General features: G+C 74.3%; 19 protein-coding genes and 1 pseudogene. 12 read left to right on the plus strand and 8 right to left on the minus strand.

What is annotated here, in order from left to right; translation table 11 throughout:
- Positions 1-123: 123 nt before the first annotated feature.
- The 3 genes from VM95_RS28475 to VM95_RS45310 are packed head-to-tail and all read left to right on the plus strand — an operon-like array spanning position 124 to position 2,099.
- Positions 124-741, plus strand: coding sequence for a hypothetical protein (locus tag VM95_RS28475; protein WP_052707632.1), 618 nt, complete (start codon positions 124-126; stop codon positions 739-741).
- 33 nt (positions 742-774) lie between these two features.
- Positions 775-1,362, plus strand: coding sequence for a sigma-70 family RNA polymerase sigma factor (locus VM95_RS28480; protein WP_078860680.1), 588 nt, complete (start codon positions 775-777; stop codon positions 1,360-1,362).
- On the plus strand, positions 1,359-2,099 hold the full coding sequence (locus VM95_RS45310; protein ID WP_045701985.1) for an anti-sigma factor family protein: 741 nt from the start codon (positions 1,359-1,361) through the stop codon (positions 2,097-2,099). The genes VM95_RS28480 and VM95_RS45310 overlap by 4 nt, the downstream gene beginning before the upstream one ends.
- Before the next feature lie 30 nt (positions 2,100-2,129).
- On the opposite strand, the gene VM95_RS28490 is transcribed toward VM95_RS45310, so the two are convergent.
- A complete protein-coding gene (locus VM95_RS28490; protein WP_063773577.1) occupies positions 2,130-2,834 on the minus strand; it encodes a hypothetical protein in 705 nt (234 codons plus the stop codon).
- Positions 2,831-3,499 carry a hypothetical protein gene (locus tag VM95_RS28495; protein WP_045701987.1) on the minus strand — a complete coding sequence of 223 codons (669 nt, stop codon included), beginning with the start codon at positions 3,497-3,499 and terminating at the stop codon, positions 2,831-2,833. Before VM95_RS28495 ends, VM95_RS28490 begins: the two co-directional genes overlap by 4 nt.
- 122 nt (positions 3,500-3,621) lie before the next feature.
- On the opposite strand from VM95_RS28495, the gene VM95_RS28500 reads away from it, so the two are divergent.
- Together VM95_RS28500 and VM95_RS28505 are read left to right on the plus strand one after the other, a co-directional pair.
- The gene (locus VM95_RS28500) at positions 3,622-3,891 is read left to right on the plus strand and encodes a DUF1876 domain-containing protein (RefSeq protein WP_045701989.1); all 270 of its coding nucleotides are present in this window, start codon (positions 3,622-3,624) and stop codon (positions 3,889-3,891) included.
- The gene (locus VM95_RS28505) at positions 3,888-4,088 is read left to right on the plus strand and encodes a hypothetical protein (protein WP_045701991.1); all 201 of its coding nucleotides are present in this window, start codon (positions 3,888-3,890) and stop codon (positions 4,086-4,088) included. Before VM95_RS28500 ends, VM95_RS28505 begins: the two co-directional genes overlap by 4 nt.
- 34 nt (positions 4,089-4,122) lie before the next feature.
- On the opposite strand, the gene VM95_RS28510 is transcribed toward VM95_RS28505, so the two are convergent.
- The 3 genes from VM95_RS28510 to VM95_RS28520 form a co-directional block, all read right to left on the minus strand.
- The gene (locus VM95_RS28510; RefSeq protein WP_063773578.1) at positions 4,123-4,563 is read right to left on the minus strand and encodes a PPOX class F420-dependent oxidoreductase; all 441 of its coding nucleotides are present in this window, start codon (positions 4,561-4,563) and stop codon (positions 4,123-4,125) included.
- 265 nt (positions 4,564-4,828) lie between these two features.
- The gene (locus VM95_RS28515; protein ID WP_045702004.1) at positions 4,829-6,352 is read right to left on the minus strand and encodes an MFS transporter; all 1,524 of its coding nucleotides are present in this window, start codon (positions 6,350-6,352) and stop codon (positions 4,829-4,831) included.
- Between the two features lie 156 nt (positions 6,353-6,508).
- Complete coding sequence (locus tag VM95_RS28520) at positions 6,509-7,189, minus strand: TetR/AcrR family transcriptional regulator (protein WP_045702006.1); 681 nt, start codon at positions 7,187-7,189, stop codon at positions 6,509-6,511.
- A gap of 260 nt (positions 7,190-7,449) precedes the next feature.
- On the opposite strand from VM95_RS28520, the gene VM95_RS28525 reads away from it, so the two are divergent.
- Positions 7,450-8,238, plus strand: a complete 789-nt coding sequence (locus tag VM95_RS28525) for a VOC family protein (RefSeq protein ID WP_045702008.1) — start codon at positions 7,450-7,452, stop codon at positions 8,236-8,238.
- Positions 8,239-8,254: 16 nt separating this feature from the next.
- Here VM95_RS28525 and VM95_RS28530 read toward each other — a convergent pair whose 3' ends face one another.
- Both VM95_RS28530 and VM95_RS28535 read right to left on the minus strand, forming a co-directional pair.
- Positions 8,255-8,713: a hemerythrin domain-containing protein gene (locus VM95_RS28530; RefSeq protein WP_052706281.1), complete on the minus strand. Its 459-nt coding sequence runs from the start codon at positions 8,711-8,713 to the stop codon at positions 8,255-8,257.
- Positions 8,714-8,848: 135 nt separating this feature from the next.
- The gene (locus VM95_RS28535) at positions 8,849-9,445 is read right to left on the minus strand and encodes a TIGR03086 family metal-binding protein (protein ID WP_045702010.1); all 597 of its coding nucleotides are present in this window, start codon (positions 9,443-9,445) and stop codon (positions 8,849-8,851) included.
- Positions 9,446-9,669: 224 nt separating this feature from the next.
- Here VM95_RS28535 and VM95_RS28540 point away from each other — a divergent pair, with 224 nt between their 5' ends.
- Together VM95_RS28540 and VM95_RS28545 are read left to right on the plus strand one after the other, a co-directional pair.
- On the plus strand, positions 9,670-10,269 hold the full coding sequence (locus VM95_RS28540; protein ID WP_045702012.1) for a DoxX family protein: 600 nt from the start codon (positions 9,670-9,672) through the stop codon (positions 10,267-10,269).
- 262 nt (positions 10,270-10,531) lie between these two features.
- A complete protein-coding gene (locus VM95_RS28545) occupies positions 10,532-12,811 on the plus strand; it encodes a M9 family metallopeptidase (protein ID WP_078860682.1) in 2,280 nt (759 codons plus the stop codon).
- Between the two features lie 98 nt (positions 12,812-12,909).
- Here VM95_RS28545 and VM95_RS28550 read toward each other — a convergent pair whose 3' ends face one another.
- Positions 12,910-13,671 carry a PP2C family protein-serine/threonine phosphatase gene (locus VM95_RS28550; RefSeq protein ID WP_045702014.1) on the minus strand — a complete coding sequence of 254 codons (762 nt, stop codon included), beginning with the start codon at positions 13,669-13,671 and terminating at the stop codon, positions 12,910-12,912.
- A 191-nt stretch (positions 13,672-13,862) separates the two neighbouring features.
- On the opposite strand from VM95_RS28550, the gene VM95_RS28555 reads away from it, so the two are divergent.
- The 4 genes and pseudogenes from VM95_RS28555 to VM95_RS41890 all read left to right on the plus strand — a co-directional run.
- Positions 13,863-14,960: an LLM class flavin-dependent oxidoreductase gene (locus VM95_RS28555; RefSeq protein WP_045702038.1), complete on the plus strand. Its 1,098-nt coding sequence runs from the start codon at positions 13,863-13,865 to the stop codon at positions 14,958-14,960.
- A gap of 253 nt (positions 14,961-15,213) precedes the next feature.
- The gene (locus tag VM95_RS28560; protein ID WP_045702016.1) at positions 15,214-16,278 is read left to right on the plus strand and encodes a Dyp-type peroxidase; all 1,065 of its coding nucleotides are present in this window, start codon (positions 15,214-15,216) and stop codon (positions 16,276-16,278) included.
- On the plus strand, positions 16,275-17,078 hold the full coding sequence (locus tag VM95_RS28565) for a family 1 encapsulin nanocompartment shell protein (protein ID WP_045702018.1): 804 nt from the start codon (positions 16,275-16,277) through the stop codon (positions 17,076-17,078). The genes VM95_RS28560 and VM95_RS28565 overlap by 4 nt, the downstream gene beginning before the upstream one ends.
- 198 nt (positions 17,079-17,276) lie before the next feature.
- Positions 17,277-17,399, plus strand: a pseudogene (locus tag VM95_RS41890) (electron transfer flavoprotein subunit beta); the annotation flags it as partial.

A 17,399-nucleotide genomic window follows, 5' to 3' on the forward strand; every position in this document is an offset into this window, starting at 1 on the left:
GGCGGCGGTTCAGACCATGTGCCCGCCACAACGGTGGCCGTCGGCCGGGTATTCCGCTGAGCAGTCCGGCGGCGCCGTCCGTACTCCCGGGTGTCCGCTCCGATACCGAGTCCGGGAGCACCCATGCGCAGCACACCCCGCACCCGCCGGGCCGCGGTGCTGGCCGCCGGGGGTGCCGCGGTGGCGGCCCTGGTCGCCGGCTGCGGCTCCTCCGGCTCCGGTTCGTACGGCTCCGGCTCGTCCAGTACACCCGCGGCGCCCAGCACGCCGGCCGGCGCCACCCTGCAGACCGCGACCGACCCGAAACTCGGCACGATCGTCACCGACAGCGCGGGCTTCACGCTCTACCGCTTCGACCACGACAGCAACAACCCGTCGATGTCCTCCTGCACCGGCGGTTGCGCCACCCTCTGGCCGCCCGAGCGCGACGACGGCCACGTCACGGTGAAGGGCATCGACAGCAAGCTGGTCGGCAGCGTCACCCGCGCGGACGGCAGCAAGCAGGTCACCCTCAACGGCTGGCCGGCCTACCGCTACTCGCCGGACAGCAAGCCGGGCGACACCAAGGGCCAGGGCTTCGCCGGGATCTGGTTCGCGCTGACCCCGACCGGCGGAAAGGCGGGAACCACGACGAACACCACCCCCGCACCCGTGAACCCGACACCCGTGAACCCGACACCCGTGAACCCGACACCCGTGAACCCGGCGCCCAGCCCGCCGAGCAGCGGCTATGGCTACTGAGGGCCGCCGCCCCTCCTCGCCCGGGAGGCACAGGTGCGCAAGGATGGAACGGTGACCGAGGAGCACCCCGGGCGCGGCGACGCCGCACCCGGCAGGGGGGCGCCCGGCACCGGCGCGCCGGACGAGGAGCTGATGCGCGCCCTCTACCGGGAGCACGCCGGGCCGCTCTTCGGCTTCGTCCTCCACCTGGTCGCCGGTGACCGGCAGCGCGCGGAGGACGTCGTCCAGGAGACGCTGGTCCGGGCCTGGCGCAACCTCCACCGGCTCGACCCGCAGGCGGCCTCGCTGCGGCCCTGGCTGGTCACCGTCGCCCGGCGGATCGTCATCGACGACCACCGCAGCGCCCTGGCCAGGCCGCGCGAGGTGGACGCCGCCGCACTGGAACAGCTGCCCGCCGAGGACGAACTCGACCGGGCCCTACGGATGATGACCATCACGGACGCGCTGGGCGACCTCTCGCCCGCGCACCGCGCGATCATCGTCGAGACCTACCTGAAGGGCCGCACCGCCAAGGAGGCGGCCGCCGAACTCGGCATCCCGGCCGGGACCGTCCGGTCGCGGGTGTTCTACGCACTGCGCTCGCTCAGGCTCGCCCTGGAGGAACGGGGAGTGACATCGTGACCGACCGCCCCGACCGCCCCGACCCGGGCGACGCCCGGCACCTCGACGCGGGCGCGTACGTGCTCGGCCTGCTGGAGCCCGCCGAGAGCGCCGCGTTCGAACAGCACCTGGCCGGCTGCGACGACTGCGCCGAGCAGGTGCGCGAACTCGCGCCCGTCGAACCGCTGCTGGCCGAGTACGCCGCCTCGGCGCGGGCCGCCGGCCGGGAGCCGGCCGACCCCGTCCCGCAGCCCGGCGGGCAGCTGCTGGACCGGCTGGTCGCCGAGGTGACGGCCGGCCGGAGGCGCGGCCGGGTGCGGCGGCTGGTGCTGGCGCTGGCCGCGACCGCGCTGGTGGCGCTCGGCCCGGTGGTCACGGCCGCGGTGGTCACCGGCGGGTCCGCGCCCGGCGTGGTCGCCGTCGCCGAGCGGTTCAGCGCCACCGACCCGGCCACCGGCGCCAAGGCCACCGTGGGCCTGGGCGGTGCCGCCTGGGGCAGCCAGGTCAGCCTCCAACTCTCCGGCGTGCAGGGCCCGTTGACCTGCCGCCTGGTCGCCGTGCCGCAGGCCGGCCACGGCCCCGAGCAGACGGTGACCAGCTGGACCGTCCCGGCGGGCGGCTACGGCTCGACGGGCAGCCCGGACGCGCTGCACACCTCCGGCGGCACCGGGCTCCAGCCGGGCGAGATCGACCACTTCGAGGTGCGGGTCCAGGGCAGCGGCACCCTGCTGGTCGCCGTCCCGGCCCACGCCGGCTGAGCCCGCGCCGCCCGCTGAGCCCCCGCCGGGTCAGAACGCCGGGTGCTGGTGGTACACCGCCAGCAGCGCCACCCGGTCCGTGCCCAGGTTCCGCGGCCAGTGCGGGTTCGGCTCGCCGCTGTCGGTCAGGTGGTCCCGCCGCCACGTCCGCTGCCAGCCGACCCGCTTCACCGACTGGACGTGGTGCCACCACCGGCACGGGCACGGCACCAGCACCCACCCGCAGGAGCGGCACAGCTCGACCGTCCCGGGCCCGGCCTCGACGGGCACCGCCGGCCCCTCCTCCCCGCAGGCCGGGCAGCCGGGCGGCTCGGCGCCGTCCAGCAGCGAGTTCTGCCGCCGGACGTACGCGGGCAGGCTCAACCGCGGGTGCAGGAACGGGTCGTGGTACCAGGCCGAGTCCGGCGCGTCCCAGCGGGGCCGGTCCCACCACGGGGTCCGGACCGGCCGGCGGAGGCCCGCCCGCTTCTCCGCCCGGCGCTGCGCGACGTGCTCCGCGAACCGCGCCAGCCACAGCTCGCGCGCCTCGTGCAGCTCCTCCACCGCCCGCACCAGCGCGTCGGGGTCGGCCTCCAGCCGGCGGGGGATCCGGGCGCTGAGCGTGAGGTGGTGGTAGGTCGCCCGCAGGCCGTACGGGGCGAACTCGGTCAGGCAGGTCCGCAGCGCGCTGTGCCGCCGGTGCGGCGGGAGGGCGGTGTCGTGCACCTTCGCCCGGTGGGTCCGGAAGCTGGTCACGGCGCGGGCTCCTCGGTGGCGGGTTCGTCGGCGGCGGGCTCCAGCTCCAGCGCCCGGGCGATCGCGCGCGTGACGGCGGCGGCGTGCCCGGGCAGCTGCCGCTCGGCCCACGGCCGCACCAGGCCGAGGAAGTCGCACAGGTCCCGCTCGGCCCCGGCGAGCAGCCGGCGCAGCTCGTCCACCGGCAGCTCGATCACGGGCGAGTCCGGGTCGTCCGGGGCCTGCGTCAGCCGGACCAGCCGGCCGAGGCGGGCGGCCCGGGGCGCCTCGCCGGTGGTCCACGGGTCGTGGCCGAACCAGACCACCCCGCCGCCGTCCGCCACCTGGTGCCACTCCCGCCACTCCTCCAGGCCGTAGCAGCAGCCCGGCTCGAAGACGGTGCCGGTGGCGGAGTCGGTGACGTACAGGCCGCCGGTGACGTACGGGTCCACGGTCAGCAGGCCGTGCAGGAAGGCGCCCAGGGGGTCCGCCGGGCGGGGGCCGCGCTCCTCGCCCGGCTCGGGGTCGACGTCGTTGAGCTCGGCCAGCCGGTGCACGGCGGTGCCGACCTGCTCCGGCGTCAGCCGTCCGTCCAGCACCAACAGCCCGGTCGGCTCGTGGCTCGTGGGCCACAGCGAGAAGCCTTCGGGGTGGTGGACTTCCAGGACGGGCCGCATCGAGATCATCCCGCGATGATGGCGGATTCCCACCCGCCCCGACCAGCGGGTTTCCCGGCCGTCCGGGCTGGCCTGGTGTTCACCCAGGGTGCGGCGCACCCTGGAGGAGTAACCGATGGAGGTGATCCGCCATGCAGACTCTGGTCGGTTGGCACATCGAGATGGAGTTCCGCGAGGAGGGCCCGCGGACGACCGCGGCCGCCATGCTCAGGCTCGGCGACGGGACGGAAGTGCGCGCCCACGGCTACAGCAGCCGCCACCCCTCGGACCCGGACCAACTGCGGGTCGGCGAGGAGATCGCGGGTGCCCGCGCGCTCAACGACCTGGCCTCGCAGCTGCTCACCAAGGCGCACGCCGAGATCCAGGAGGTCAACCCGCTGCCGACCCACCCGCTGTCGTGAGCGCCGCGCACCCGGACGACCGCGCCGGCCGGGAGCCGGGCCGCCCCCGCATCCCGCTGATCTGCCCGCGCTGCGGGCACGAGCAGCGGGTCGTGCCCGGCGGCCCCGACCGGGCGGTCCGGGTCGTGCACGTGGCGACCGGGCGGGAGGCCTGCGAGCCCGCCGACCTGGCCCGGGCGCCGGACGACGGGACCTGAACCCCGCCGGATCCGCATCGGGCCGCGCCGCCGGTCAGTTGACGCAGTACGTGCTCGGCGGCCGCCAGTCCGGGCCGAGCAGGCGCTGCTCCGGCTCGTTCAGCGTGATCCGGATGCCGACCGTCCCCGCCAGCCCGACCCGGAACCGGCTGCGGGCCAGCGCGAGCAGCGCCGGCAGGCCGTACTTGTTGATCAGCGAGGTGCGGTAGCGCGCGGTCGCGTCCTCGTCGCAGAGCCGGGCGCGGGCCGGGAGCCGGCGGCCGGTCGGGCGCCCGTGGGCGTCGCAGGGGCCGACCAGCACCCGGGGGTGGCGGCGGATGCGTTCGGCCTCGCCGGAGTGGGCCGGCGTCCAGAGGCCGAGCGCGGTCCCGTCGGCCACCACCCACAGCTGCGAGTCCAGCCGGCTGCCGTCGTCGCCGAAGGTGGTGAGCAGGAGGTACCTGCTGTCGGCGAGCTGGTCGGTTCGGTGGTGCACGATGTCCTCCCTCGGGCGCGGCCAGGGCGGTGCTCGGACGGTGCTCGGACGGTGCGGTGTCCACGGGGACGCCGGGCGGGCAGTCCCGTCCCGTGGACATTCTCGTCGACCGGGGCCGCCGGTTCGAGGGGGCGGGGGCTGCCCGGGCGAGGCGGTGGTGCGCCGCCGGGCGGGAAACGGCGAGCGGCCCGCCCGGGGCCCCGAAGGACACCGGACGGGCCGCGTGCGCACCCGAGTCACCCCACGGCGGGGGGCGGTACGAGGGTCAGTGCGCCATCACCGGCACCTCGTCGTGCCGCGCCGCGCCCGCCTCCGAGCCCGCGCCGCCGCCGGCCGCGCCCGGCCGTCCGGCGTTCACCAGGGTGAAGGCGATCGTGGCGGCCGTCACCAGGATGCCGAAGGACACCCAGATCGCGGTCGAGAAGCCGTGCACCATGCCCTGGAGCTGCAGGGCCTTGGCGGCCTCCGGCGAGGTGGCGTGCGAGGTCAGCCAGCTGGTGGTGGCGCTGGCCGCGATGGTGTTCAGCAGCGCGGTGCCGATGGCGCCGCCGACCTGCTGCGAGGTGTTCACCATCGCCGAGGCGACGCCCGCGTCGCGCGGCTGGACGCCGTGCGTGGCCAGGCTCATCGCCGGCATGAACGCGGTGCCCATGCCGAGGCCCATCAGGATCAGGCCGGGCAGGACCAGCGCCGGGTACGAGGTGTCCATGCCGATGTGGGTCAGCAGGAACATGCCGACCGAGGCGGTCAGGAAGCCGGGCGCCATCAGGTAGCGCGCCGGGACGCGGGTCATCAGCCGGGCGCCGATCTGGGTCGAGCCGGTGATCATGCCGGCCACCATCGGCAGGAAGGCCACCCCGGTCAGCACCGGGCTGTAGCCGCGCACGACCTGCAGGTAGTAGGTCAGGAACAGGAACAGGCCGAACATGCCGATCACGGCCAGGCCCAGCGACAGGTACACCCCGCCGCGGTTGCGGTCCAGCACCACGCGCAGCGGCAGCAGCGGGGCCTTGACCCGGCGCTCCACCAGCACGAACGCGGTCAGCAGCGCGGCGGCCGCGGCGAACAGCGCCAGCGTGCTGCCGGCCAGCCAGCCGCTCGACTCGGCGCGGGTGAAGCCGTACACCAGGGAGACCAGGCCGGTGGTCACCAGCAGCACGCCGGGGACGTCCAGCTTGTTGCGGTTGCGGCCCTCGGCGGGCTCGCGGATGACCAGCACGGCGCCGGCGGCGGCCACGATGGCGAACGGGATGTTGACGAAGAAGGTCCAGCGCCAGTTCATGTACTCGGTCAGCAGGCCGCCGAGGATCAGGCCGATGGCGCCGCCACCGCCGGCGATCGCGCCGTAGATGCCGAAGGCCTTGGCGCGCTCCTTCGCCTCGGTGAAGGTCACCGCGAGCAGCGACAGCGCGGCCGGCGCGAGCAGCGCGCCGAAGACGCCCTGCAGGGCCCGGGAGCCGAGCAGCATCGCGGTGTTGGCCGCGGCGCCGCCGAGCGCGGAGGCGAGGGCGAAGCCGGTCAGGCCGACCACGAAGGTCCGCTTGCGGCCCCACAGGTCGGCGATCCGGCCGCCGAACAGCAGCAGGCCGCCGAAGGCCAGCGCGTAGGCGGTGATCACCCACTGGCGGTTGCCGTCGGATATGCCCAGGTCGCGCTGGGCGGAGGGGAGGGCGATGTTCACGATGGTCGCGTCGAGCACGACCATCAGCTGGGCGAGGCCGATGAAGATCAGGGCCTTCCAGCGCCTGGGATCGGCCGGCGTCGCCGGGCGGGCGTCGGTCTGGGACATGGGGGTACTCACTTCACGGTGCGTGGGGCGTGGGTGCGCACGGTCGGCCGCCGTCGCGGCGGGGTCGACTGCCGTACGGGACTCGGGGCGTGCGGGGATCAGGCCGTGGCGGCCGGTCGGGGCGTCACGGGGTCGGTGCGGTGGTTCGGGCGGTGGTCAGTGCTGGGGCTTGAAGTCCTCGAAGGTCGCGGCCCGGCCGGGCAGCGTCGAAGGGGCGGGGGCACGCAGGCCGTCCAGGAACAGCTGCAGGTGCCGGTGGACGAACCCGTCGAGCAGTTGGCAGGAGGTGCCGGGCAGCGGGCGGGTCAACTGGCTGATCGCGATGAACAGGTCGCCGTGGTCGACGTCCGGCCGCAGCTCGCCCGCGGCCCGGGCGCGCTCCATCAGCCCGCTCACGGCGGACCGCAGGCGCTCCCGGATCTCGATCAACTCCGGGTCGTCCGGGTCGACGTGGCCGGTGAACAGCGGGCAGAGCCCGCCGACCTTCTCCGCGACGGCCGCGTGCGCGAACCGCTGCAGAGCGTCGAACGGACCGCCGCCGCCGGGGGCCGCGGCCTCGACCGTCGCCGTCTCGGCGAGAGCCAGGATGCGGTTCTTGACGAGCAGCGCCACCTCGCGGATCAGCGCCGCGCGGTCCGGGAAGTTCCGGTACAGCGTGGCATTGCCGACCCCCGCCCGCTTCGCGATCTCGTCCAGCGGCGCGTCCGCACCGTGCTCGACGAACGCGTCCCGGGCCGCCAGCACGATCCGCTCCCGGTTCCGGCTCGCATCCGCACGCAACTTCGGCGCACGCACACTCCCCTCGGGGCGGACCGACTCAGCGGCTGCGGTGGTCACGACGACTCCTCCAAGATACCGGGGAACTTCTCCCCGCTTAAGCCAACGTACTCGAAAACGGGGATTCCCTCCCCGCTATTTCCCCTCCTCATGTGACCTGCGTCACACTTGGCATCGGGTGCTGGAACAGGTGCGCTGAGCCCGGCCATGCCTTCCCGGGGGCCGTGCGGGTGTCGGCCTAGGCTGTGGGCGTCCCGGGCGGCCGGAGGGTCGTGGGAGTCGGGAGGGGCCCGGCGGCCGGGTGGGCGAGGAGGTTCGCGATGGGCAGCGGTGAGACGCCCGCCGAGGTGCGCTGCGTGGCGGCCGTGCCGTGCTGGGTGAGCCTGACGGCCCGGGACCTGGAGGGTGCGAAGGGGTTCTACGGGCCGCTGCTGGGGTGGGAGTTCGAGCCCGGGCCGGACCGCTTCGGCCCGTACGTCCACGCGGTGGTCGGCGGGGAGGCGGTGGCCGGGCTGGGCGAGGCCGGCGGCGGGGCGATCCCGCTCGCGTGGACGGCCTACTTCGGGACGGAGAGCGCCGACGCCGCCGCCGACGCGGTGCGCGAGCGCGGCGGGACCCTGGCGGTCGGCCCGCTGGCCTTCGACGCCGGGCGGGTGGCCTTCGCCGCCGATCCGGCCGGCGCGCCGTTCGGGATCTGGGAGGGCCCGCCGGGCCGGGCCCGGCGGCTGGACCTGCCGGGCGCGCCGATGTGGATCGAGCTGCGCACTCCGGACCCGTTCGCGGCGGCGCTGTTCTACGGCCAGGTGTTCCGCTGGGACGGCCGCGACCCGGAGCGCTTCGAGGTCCGGTGGGAGCACGACCGGGTGGTGCTGCGGGCCGATGGGCACAGCGTCGCGGCGCTGGCGAAGGCGCAGCCGAGCGGCCCGGCCGGGCTGCCGCCGCACTGGGAGGTGTCCTTCGCCGTCCCCGATGCCGACCGGGCGCTGGCCCGGGCCGTGGAGCTGGGCGGCGCGCCGGTCGGCACGGCCTTCGACTCCCCGTACGGGCGGGTGGCGCGGCTGCGGGACGTCGAGGGCGCCCGGTTCGCGGTGATCAGCCCGAAGAGCTGACCCGGTCCGCGGGCGGTCAGTCCGCCGGGCCGAGGGCCGCCCGCTCGGCCCGCAGCCGGTCGCCGAGCGCCGTCCGGGCCGCCGCGGGCAGGGCCTTGCGGGCGGCCGGGAAGAGCACCTTCTCCTCGCCGTCGAGGTGCCGCCGCAGGGTCTCGGCGAGGCCGGCGACCAGCGTGCCGAAGGCCGGGTCGGCCGGTCGCAGGCCCTGGAGGTCGGCGAGGTACTGCCCGATGGCCAGGTGGTCGTGGATGCCGCGGAACACCAGCGCCCCGCCGTCCGGGACGTCGTGCTGGACCACCGGGAACAGGTGCTCCTCCTCGGCGGCGCAGTGGGTGAACAGCAGGTCGGTGAGCCGGGCGAGCAGCTCGCCGCGCTCGGCGGAGCCCTCGGGGGCGGCCTCGATCCGGTCGAGCAGGGTGCCGAGCTCGCGGTGGTCGGCGGTGAACTCGCCGAGGATGTCCGGCCTGCGGCTCATGGCGCGACCGCCTTTCGCACGGAGTCACGGGCGGCCGCCGGATACCGGCCCCCGTACTGTCCAGTATCCGGCGCCGCGAGGCCGTACACCCCGGCCGGAGCTCCCGGGACGGCCGTCACGCCCGGTCGCGGGCCCTCACTCCTGGTCGCGCCGCCCGGCGAGGGCGAGCAGCCGGGTCTGCGGGCCGGCCTTCTCGGGGACGGGCACGGGCGGGTCGAAGAGGCCGCTGGCGGAGAGGTCGCCGTAGTCGGCGAGCTGTTCGAGGGCGAAGTCGACCAGGTCCTCCGGCAGCCGGGTGCCGTGTCCGATGCCGGTGGCGAGGTCCCAGCTGTGGATGACGAGGTCGGTGGTCAGCTGGTCCAGGTAGTAGCGGCCGGAGGCGTCCCCGAAGGAGAGGTGGACGATCAGCTGGGTGGCGCCGGGGACGGCGAAGGCGCGGTCGGCGGCCCGGGCGGCCGCGGTCCAGGCGGCGACCGGGTCGTCGCCGAGCAGGTCGCCGTCGAAGCGGCCGCCGACCTCGGAGACGGTGGCGCCCATCAGCAGTTCGGGCACCCAGAGCTGTTCGCCGGTGAGGTGGTTGACCAGGTCGCGGACGCTCCAGTCGGTGCACGGGGTGGGGGAGTCCCACTGTCCGGGGGTGATCAGCCGGACGCGTTCGTCGAAGGCGGCCAGCGCCCGGGTGTACGGGCTGCGGTCCTCGGTCGCGTCCTGGTCGTGCGGGTTTCGGGCCATGCCTCCACCCTGCCCCGGCCCGGACGAGGGGCGCACCTCGCCCACGGTCCGTCAGTTGTTCAAATTCGAACTCCGGGGTACGGTCGAAGAGCGGCCGGTTCAAATTTGAACAACGGCGCGGCGGGGCGACGCCCCCTGCCCGGCCGCCCGCCCGCACCGCGATCGCCCTGGTGATCGCCCCGACCGGCGACCCCGACCGACGACCCCGACCGATGGAGACGCGCATGCCGAGCAGCAGCCCGAGCACGACCGCCCCCACCGCGGCCGCCACCGCCCCGGCCGCCACCGCCACGACCGACCGCCCGACCTGGAGCGGCGCCGCGCCCGCGGCGACCTCCCCGCACGCCTACGACGCCGGACTCCTGCTGCTGCGCCTGGCCCTCGGCCTGACCATGGCCGCGCACGGCAGCCAGAAGCTGTTCGGCTGGTTCGGCGGCGGCGGCCTGGACGGCACCGGCCAGTTCTTCACGATGAGCGGCTACCCGGCCGGCCACGCCATGGCCGTGGTCGCCGGCCTGACCGAGACGCTGGGCGGACTCGCCCTCGCGGTCGGCCTGTTGACCCCGCTGGCCGGTGCCGCGATCGTCGGCACGATGGTCAACGCGATCGCCGTCACCTGGGGTGGCGGCTTCTTCGCCCCGAAGGGCAACGAGTACGAGCTGCTGCTGACGGCGGCCGCCGCCGCGCTCGCCCTGACCGGTCCGGGCCGCTACGCCGTGGACCGCTTCCTGCCCGTGCTGCGCGCGCACCGGCTGGCGTACGGCGCGGCCGCCGTGGTGGTCGGCCTGGCGACGGCCGGAGTGGTCCTGCTGCTCCGGAAGTAGCCCGCGAGCTGCCAACTCCCGCTCGGAGGGGCCGTGCTGACGTCACGTCGGCACGGCCCCTCCGCCGCTGCGTCGCGAACCGCCCGCGCATCGCGCACCCGCCGAGGGCTATCCAACGTCATGTGATGTGTGCCATGGTACATGTCACACTCCCCACCGTGTTCCCGGCGGAACCGCCCCCACGCGGCCCGTCGCCAACGGTCCTCGCCACCCCCACCGGCCGTACCCCCAGTGCGGCCGACGACGGCCCGGAGGCCCCCACGTGAGTCCTGTACGTCTGCTGCGACTCCCGCAGCTGGCACGCTTGTTGACGTTCGCCCTGACCCTGCTCCTGGCACTCGGCCTGTTCGCCCCGCGCGGCCAGGCCGCCCCCGCCGCCCCCGCGAAGGGCGGCGGCACGCCCCCGGCCAGCGCCGCCCCCACCGCGCCGGCCCCGCAGCCCGCCACCGGCGCGGCCCGACCGGACGGCGACGAGCGGCGGTTCACCACCGCCGACCGGCGCGCCCCGCTCCCGGTGGACACCGCGCCGGCCGAGGCCAAGCCGGCCGCCAAGTCCCTGGCCGCCGGACAGCCCTGCAACGCCGGCGACTTCACCAGCCGCACGGGCAGCGCGCTGGTGCAGCAGATCACCTCCGCCGCCGTGGACTGCGTCAACCAGCTGTTCCAGCTCACCGGCACCGACGCGGCCGGCGCCTTCCGTGAGTCGCAGATGGTCACGGTGGCGAACGCGCTGCGCGACGCCGCCGTCAACTACCCGGGCGACAACAGCACTTCGGTCGAGCAGCTGGTGCTCTACCTGCGCGCCGGCTACTTCGTGCAGTGGTACCACAAGGACGACGTCGGCCCGTACGGCAGTGCCCTGCAGGGCGCGATCCGCCCGGCGCTGGACGGCTTCTTCGCCGGCGCGCACTCGCGCGACGTCACCTCCGGCAACGCGCAGATCCTGGGCGAGGCCGTCACCCTGACCGACAGCGCGCAGGAGAACACCCGCTACCTGTGGGTGGTCAAGCGCCTGCTGAACGACTACAACAGCGCCACCTGGAACCCGGCCGGCATGGCCTGGGCCGTGAACCCGGCGTTCACCGTGCTGTTCCGCGGCCACCAGCTGCCCGACTTCGTGGCGGCCGTCCAGGCCGACCCGAGCGTGCTGGACGCGCTGTCCGCCTTCGCGACCCGTAACAACGGCCAACTCGGCGGCGACTACGACGTCCTGGTCTACAACGCCACCAAGGAGCTGGGCCGCTTCCTGCAGTACCCGGCGCTCCAGGCGAAGGTCCGCCCGCTCGTCCAGGCGCTCGCCCAGCAGTCCGCGCCGAACGGCCGCACCGTCCACGAGTGGGCCGCGGTCGCCGAGGCGGTCGGCTACTACGACACCGCCAACTGCTCGTACTACGGCGTCTGCAACGCCTCCGACCAGCTCAAGTCAGGTGTGCTGAAGGTGAGTTACACCTGCAGCCCGAGCATCAAGCTGATCGCCCAGGCGCTCGACAGCACCCAGCTCACCAGCACCTGCTCCAGCCTGACCGGCCAGGACGCCTTCTTCCACTCGGTGGTGCGTGACAACGGCCCGGTCAAGGACGACAACAACACCACGATCGAGGTCGTGGTCTTCCACTCCTCGCTCGACTACCAGGTGCTGGCCGCCGCCATCTACGGCATCGACACCAACAACGGCGGCATGTACCTGGAGGGCAAGCCGAACGTCGCCGGCAACCAGCCGCGCTTCCTCTGCTACGAGGCCGAGTGGGCCCGCCCGGCGTTCCAGATCTGGAACCTCAACCACGAGTACACCCACTACCTCGACGGCCGCTTCGACATGTACGGCGACTTCGACGCCGGCATGACCACCCCGACCGTCTGGTGGGTCGAGGGCTTCGCCGAGTACGTCTCCTACTCCTACCGCAAGGTCGTCAACGACGGCGCGATCGCGGCCGCCGCCCGGCACACCTACAAGCTCAGCGACCTCTTCGACACCGTCTACGGCGACCAGGAGCGGGTGTACCGCTGGGGCTACCTGGCCGTGCGCTACATGCTGGAGCAGCACCGCGCCGACGTGGACGCCCTGCTCGCCAAGTACCGGGTGGGGGACTGGGCCGGTGGCCGCACGCTGCTCAAGACCACCATCGGCACCCGCTACGACGCCGACTTCGACAGCTGGCTGACCGGCTGCGCCAACGGCGGCTGCGCGACCACCCCGACCGTCCCGCAGGTGCCCGAGTGCACCGCCGCCGACACCCGCCAGCTGGCCGCGAACTGCGGCCGCAGCAACGTCGCCGCCACCACCGGCAACTACGCGCACTTCTACGTCTGGGTGCCGGCCGGCACCCAGCGGCTGACCGTCACCAGCGGCGGCGGCACGGGCAACGCCGACCTCTACTACAGCCCGTCCGGCTGGGCGTACACCAACGCCTACACGACGCGCTCGGCCGGCCCGGACAACTCCGAGACGCTGACCGTCACCAACCCGCCGGCCGGCTACGTCTACTTCAGCCTCTACGCCCAGCAGGGCTTCAGCGGGGTGAGCGTCGCCAGCCAGTTCTGATCCGACCCGATCCGACGCGAGCACACCACCGACCGCCCCGGCACCCCCGCCGGGGCGGTTCGGCGTCCGCGGTCCGTCCGCAAGGCGTCCACCGGGCGTCAGGCCCCGATCCGCACCAGCGCCAGGGTGATGTTGTCCGGCCCGCCGGCCTCGATCGCCGCCTTCCACAGCTCGAACGCGGCCTTGCCGTCCGCCCGCCCGGAGCCCTCGTCCGGCCGGGCCAGCAGCTCGGCCAGCTCCTCCTCGGGCACCGGGTCGGTCAGGCCGTCGCTGCACACCAGGTAGCGGTCGCCGGGCACCAGCGGCTCGGTCCGCACGTGCGGCTCGACGAAGGTGAGCCCGAGCGAGCCGCCGAGGGTCTGGGTGACCACCGAGGTGGTGCGCCGGCCGGGCGGCAGCGGCGGGCTGTCGTCCACGCTGACCCGGCGCAGCCCGTCCCCGTCGATCCGGTACACCCGGCTGTCGCCGACGTTGAAGGCCACCGCCCGTTCGGGCAGCAGCACCAGCCCGGCGACGGTGGTGCCCATCGCGGCCAGTTCCGGCTGCCCGGCGGTGGCCGCGTAGACGGCCCGGTTGCACTCCTGCAGCTCGGCCCGGACGGCCTCCTCGCCGTCCAGCCCGCCCCCGGCCGCCGCGAGCCGGCGGGCGACCAGGGCGCTGGCCACCTCGCCGCCGGGGTGCCCGCCGAGGCCGTCCGCGACGGCGACCACGCAGGGCGGGCCGAGCGGGAACAGCAGGGTCTGCGGGTTGGCGGTCACGGTGGCGCAGAGCGTCCACGGGCCGACCGCGAGGCTGTCCTCGTTGTGCTCCCGCACCAGGCCCTCGTGGCTCAGCGCGCTCACCGCGATGTACGCCGCCATCGGTCCGCCGCCCTTCCGGAAGCCCCCTCCCATTGTCGGCGCCGCTTGTCGGCGCCGCGCCCGCGCTCGTCGGCCGAGGGCGTTGGGGCCCGGTCCGGACACCGGGGAACAATCCCGCGCAGCCGGATGCTAGGGTGGTTGAAAGTTGGACTACATTGGACGACATGGACCCCTGGAGTGTGGTGGGCAGCATGCAGTTCGGAATCTTCAGCGTCGGTGACGTCACGCCCGACCCGACCACCGGCCGCACGCCCAGCGAGCACGAGCGGATCAAGGCGATGGTCGCCATCGCGCGCAAGGCCGAGGAGGTGGGCCTGGACGTCTTCGCGACCGGCGAGCACCACAACCCGCCGTTCGTGCCGTCCTCGCCGACGACCATGCTCGGCTACATCGCCGCGCGGACCGAGCGCATCATCCTCTCCACCGCGACCACGTTGATCACCACCAACGACCCGGTGAAGATCGCCGAGGACTTCGCGATGCTCCAGCACCTCGCCGACGGCCGGGTGGACGTCATGATGGGCCGCGGCAACACCGGCCCGGTCTACCCGTGGTTCGGCCAGGACATCCGCCAGGGCATCCCGCTCGCGGTCGAGAACTACGCGCTGCTGCACCAGCTGTGGCGCGAGGACGTGGTCGACTGGCAGGGCCGCTTCCGCACCCCGCTGCAGGGCTTCACCTCGACGCCGCGCCCCCTCGACGACGTGCCGCCGTTCGTCTGGCACGGCTCCATCCGCAGCCCGGAGATCGCCGAACAGGCCGCCTACTACGGCGACGGCTTCTTCGCGAACAACATCTTCTGGCCCAAGGAGCACTTCCAGCGGCTGATCGAGCTGTACCGCGAGCGCTACGCCCACTACGGCCACGGCACGCCCGAGCAGGCGATCGTCGGCCTCGGCGGGCAGGTGTTCATGCGGAGGAACTCCCAGGACGCGGTGCGCGAGTTCCGTCCGTACTTCGACAACGCGCCGGTGTACGGGCACGGGCCCTCGCTGGAGGAGTTCACCGCGCAGACCCCGCTGACCGTGGGCAGCCCGCAGGAGGTCGTCGAGAAGACGCTGACCTTCCGCGAGACCTTCGGCGACTACCAGCGCCAGCTGTTCCTGATGGACCACGCCGGCCTGCCGCTGAAGACCGTGCTGGAGCAGCTGGACCTGCTCGGCGAGGAGGTCGTGCCGGTGCTGCGCGCGGAGTTCGCCAAGGGCCGCCCGGCCGGGGTGCCGGACGGGCCGACCCACGCCGCGCTGGTCGCGGCGCGCGAGGCGAAGGCCGTGGAACCGGCCGAGTAGGCCGAACGGCCGCGGCCACGGAAGGGGTGGGTGCGCGGCGCACCCGCCCCTTCCGGCCGTCCGGGCGAGCGTCGGCCGCGCCGAAACGTCCACTGTGCGGTGTAATCGTACGGATGATCAGATTCATGCCGATCCGTGCCGCCGCGCACCCGGCCGCCGCACCCGAGGCGCCCGCGCACCCGGCCCCCGCGCACCCGGCCCCCGCGCACCCGGCCCCCGCGCACCCGGCCCCCGGACAGGGAGGAACCGCCCCGTGCCGCCCGAACCCCAGGCCGTCCTCACCCCGCTGACCAGCGCGGCCGCCTTCCTCGTCCTCACCGTCGATCCCGGCGGCGAGGACGCGGTCCGCGATCTGCTGCCCGACCTCGCCGGGCTGCGCCGGGCCGTCGGCTTCCGCGCCCCCGAGGACGGCCTCACCTGCGTCACCGGCATCGGCTCCGACGTCTGGGACCGCCTCTTCGCCGGGCCCCGACCGGCCGCCCTGCACCCCTTCACCGAACTGGCCGGCCCCCGCCACCGGGCCCCGGCCACCCCCGGCGACCTGCTGCTGCACCTCCGGGCTCCCCGGACGGACCTCTGCTTCGAGCTGGCCGTCCGGATCACCGACCGGCTCGCCGGCGCTGCCACCGTCGTCGACTCCGTCCACGGCTTCCGCTACTTCGACGACCGCGACCTGCTCGGCTTCGTCGACGGCACCGAGAATCCGGAGGGCCGGGCCGCCGAGGCCGCCGTCCTGGTGGGGGAGGAGGATCCGGACTTCGCCGGCGGCAGCTACGTCGTGGTCCAGAAGTACCTGCACGACCTGGTGAAGTGGAGGGCCACCGGCGTCGCCGAACAGGAGCGGGCGGTCGGCCGCACCAAGCTCGACGACATCGAGTTCGACGACGACGCCAAGCCCGCCGACTCGCACGTCGCGCTCACCACGGTGACCGGCCCGGACGGCGACGAGCGGCAGATCGTCCGCTACAACATGGCCTTCGGCTCCTTCGAGCGGGGCGGCGAGCACGGCACCTACTTCATCGGCTACGCCCGCGACCCGGGCGTCACGGAGGAGATGCTGCGCAACATGTTCATCGGCCGCCCGCCCGGCACCACCGACCGGCTGCTCGACTTCTCCACGGCCGTCACCGGCTCGCTGTTCTTCGTCCCCGGCGCCGACTTCCTGGACGCCCCGCCGCCCGCGCCGCCGCCCGCGCCGCGGACCGCCCCGCCGACCGCCGCGCCGTCCCGCGGGGCCCGGTCGGACGGCTCGCTCGGCATCGGCAGCCTCAGGCGGACCGCCGGACCGCAGACCTCCCGAACAGGACCTCGCGCATGAACAACCTGCACCGCGAACTCGCCCCCGTCTCGGCCGCCGCCTGGGCGGAGATCGAGGAGGAGGCCCGCCAGACCTTCACGCTGCACGTCGCCGGCCGGCGGGTGGTCGACCTGCAGGGCCCCGAGGGCGCCACCCTCGCCGCGGTCGGCACCGGCCACCTGAGCGGGATCGAAGCTCCCCTGGACGGCGTCGAGGCGCACGCCCGCGCCGCCCAGCCGGTGGTCGAGCTGCGGGTCCCCTTCACGGTCGGGCGCGCGGCCGTCGACGACGTCGAGCGCGGCTCCCGGGACTCCGACTGGCAGCCGGTCAAGGACGCCGCCCGCACCCTGGCCCGCGCCGAGGACCGGGCCGTCTTCGAGGGCTACCGGGCCGCGGGCATCGAGGGCATCCGGGCCGGCTCCGGCAACCCGCCGGTCCAGCTCCCGGCGGACGTCCGCGAGTACCCGGAGGCGGTCAGCCGCGCCCTCACCGAGCTGCGGCTGGCCGGCGTCGGCGGCCCGTACTCCCTGCTGCTCGGCGCCGAGGCCTTCACCGCCGTCAACGAGACCAGCGACCACGGCTACCCCGTCCACAACCACCTGGCCCGGCTGCTGGACGGCGACATCATCTGGGCCCCCGCCATCGAGGGCGCGTTCCTGCTCTCCACCCGGGGCGGCGACTTCGAGCTGTTCCTCGGCCAGGACGTCTCGGTCGGCTACCTCTCCCACGACACCGACTCCGTCCGGCTGTACCTGCAGGAGTCGCTCACCTTCCGCGTGTACACGGGAGAGGCGGCCGTCGCCCTCCAGCCCTTGGCGTGAAGGCTTCGTCCGTGTGCGACACACCTGTGACCAGGGCAAGGGTACTGAGTTCCTTTACGGGGGGTACTGAGTGCCGTATCCTCTCGATGGGGCCTCTGACACCAGTCGACGAGAGCTCAGGGCTGGCACTCAGTACCCTGGTCTCGACGTGAGGCCGAGGATCAGTGCACCCGCGCACCGGGACAGGAGAGACCGCTCATGAGCTTGAGGATCGTCGTCTGCGTGAAGTACGTGCCGGACGCGACGGGTGACCGTCGTTTCTCGGACGACCACACCACGGACCGGGAGGGTGTGGACGGCCTCCTGTCGGAGCTGGACGAG

The organism is Streptomyces rubellomurinus (genome assembly GCF_000961885.1).
In the GTDB taxonomy this organism is placed as follows: Bacteria; Actinomycetota; Actinomycetes; order Streptomycetales; family Streptomycetaceae; genus Kitasatospora; species Kitasatospora rubellomurina.

What these genes read in the sequence shown, in the direction of transcription:
- VM95_RS28475 (WP_052707632.1), top strand. Translation starts at nt 124, where the DNA reads ATGCGCAGCACACCCCGCACCCGCCGGGCCGCGGTGCTGGCCGCCGGG.
- VM95_RS28495 (WP_045701987.1), bottom strand. Translation starts at nt 3,499, where the DNA reads ATGATCTCGATGCGGCCCGTCCTGGAAGTCCACCACCCCGAAGGCTTC.
- VM95_RS28500 (WP_045701989.1), top strand. Translation starts at nt 3,622, where the DNA reads ATGCAGACTCTGGTCGGTTGGCACATCGAGATGGAGTTCCGCGAGGAG.
- VM95_RS28515 (WP_045702004.1), bottom strand. Translation starts at nt 6,352, where the DNA reads ATGTCCCAGACCGACGCCCGCCCGGCGACGCCGGCCGATCCCAGGCGC.
- VM95_RS28525 (WP_045702008.1), top strand. Translation starts at nt 7,450, where the DNA reads ATGGGCAGCGGTGAGACGCCCGCCGAGGTGCGCTGCGTGGCGGCCGTG.
- VM95_RS28530 (WP_052706281.1), bottom strand. Translation starts at nt 8,713, where the DNA reads ATGAGCCGCAGGCCGGACATCCTCGGCGAGTTCACCGCCGACCACCGC.
- VM95_RS28535 (WP_045702010.1), bottom strand. Translation starts at nt 9,445, where the DNA reads ATGGCCCGAAACCCGCACGACCAGGACGCGACCGAGGACCGCAGCCCG.
- VM95_RS28540 (WP_045702012.1), top strand. Translation starts at nt 9,670, where the DNA reads ATGCCGAGCAGCAGCCCGAGCACGACCGCCCCCACCGCGGCCGCCACC.
- VM95_RS28550 (WP_045702014.1), bottom strand. Translation starts at nt 13,671, where the DNA reads ATGGCGGCGTACATCGCGGTGAGCGCGCTGAGCCACGAGGGCCTGGTG.
- VM95_RS28555 (WP_045702038.1), top strand. Translation starts at nt 13,863, where the DNA reads ATGCAGTTCGGAATCTTCAGCGTCGGTGACGTCACGCCCGACCCGACC.
- VM95_RS28565 (WP_045702018.1), top strand. Translation starts at nt 16,275, where the DNA reads ATGAACAACCTGCACCGCGAACTCGCCCCCGTCTCGGCCGCCGCCTGG.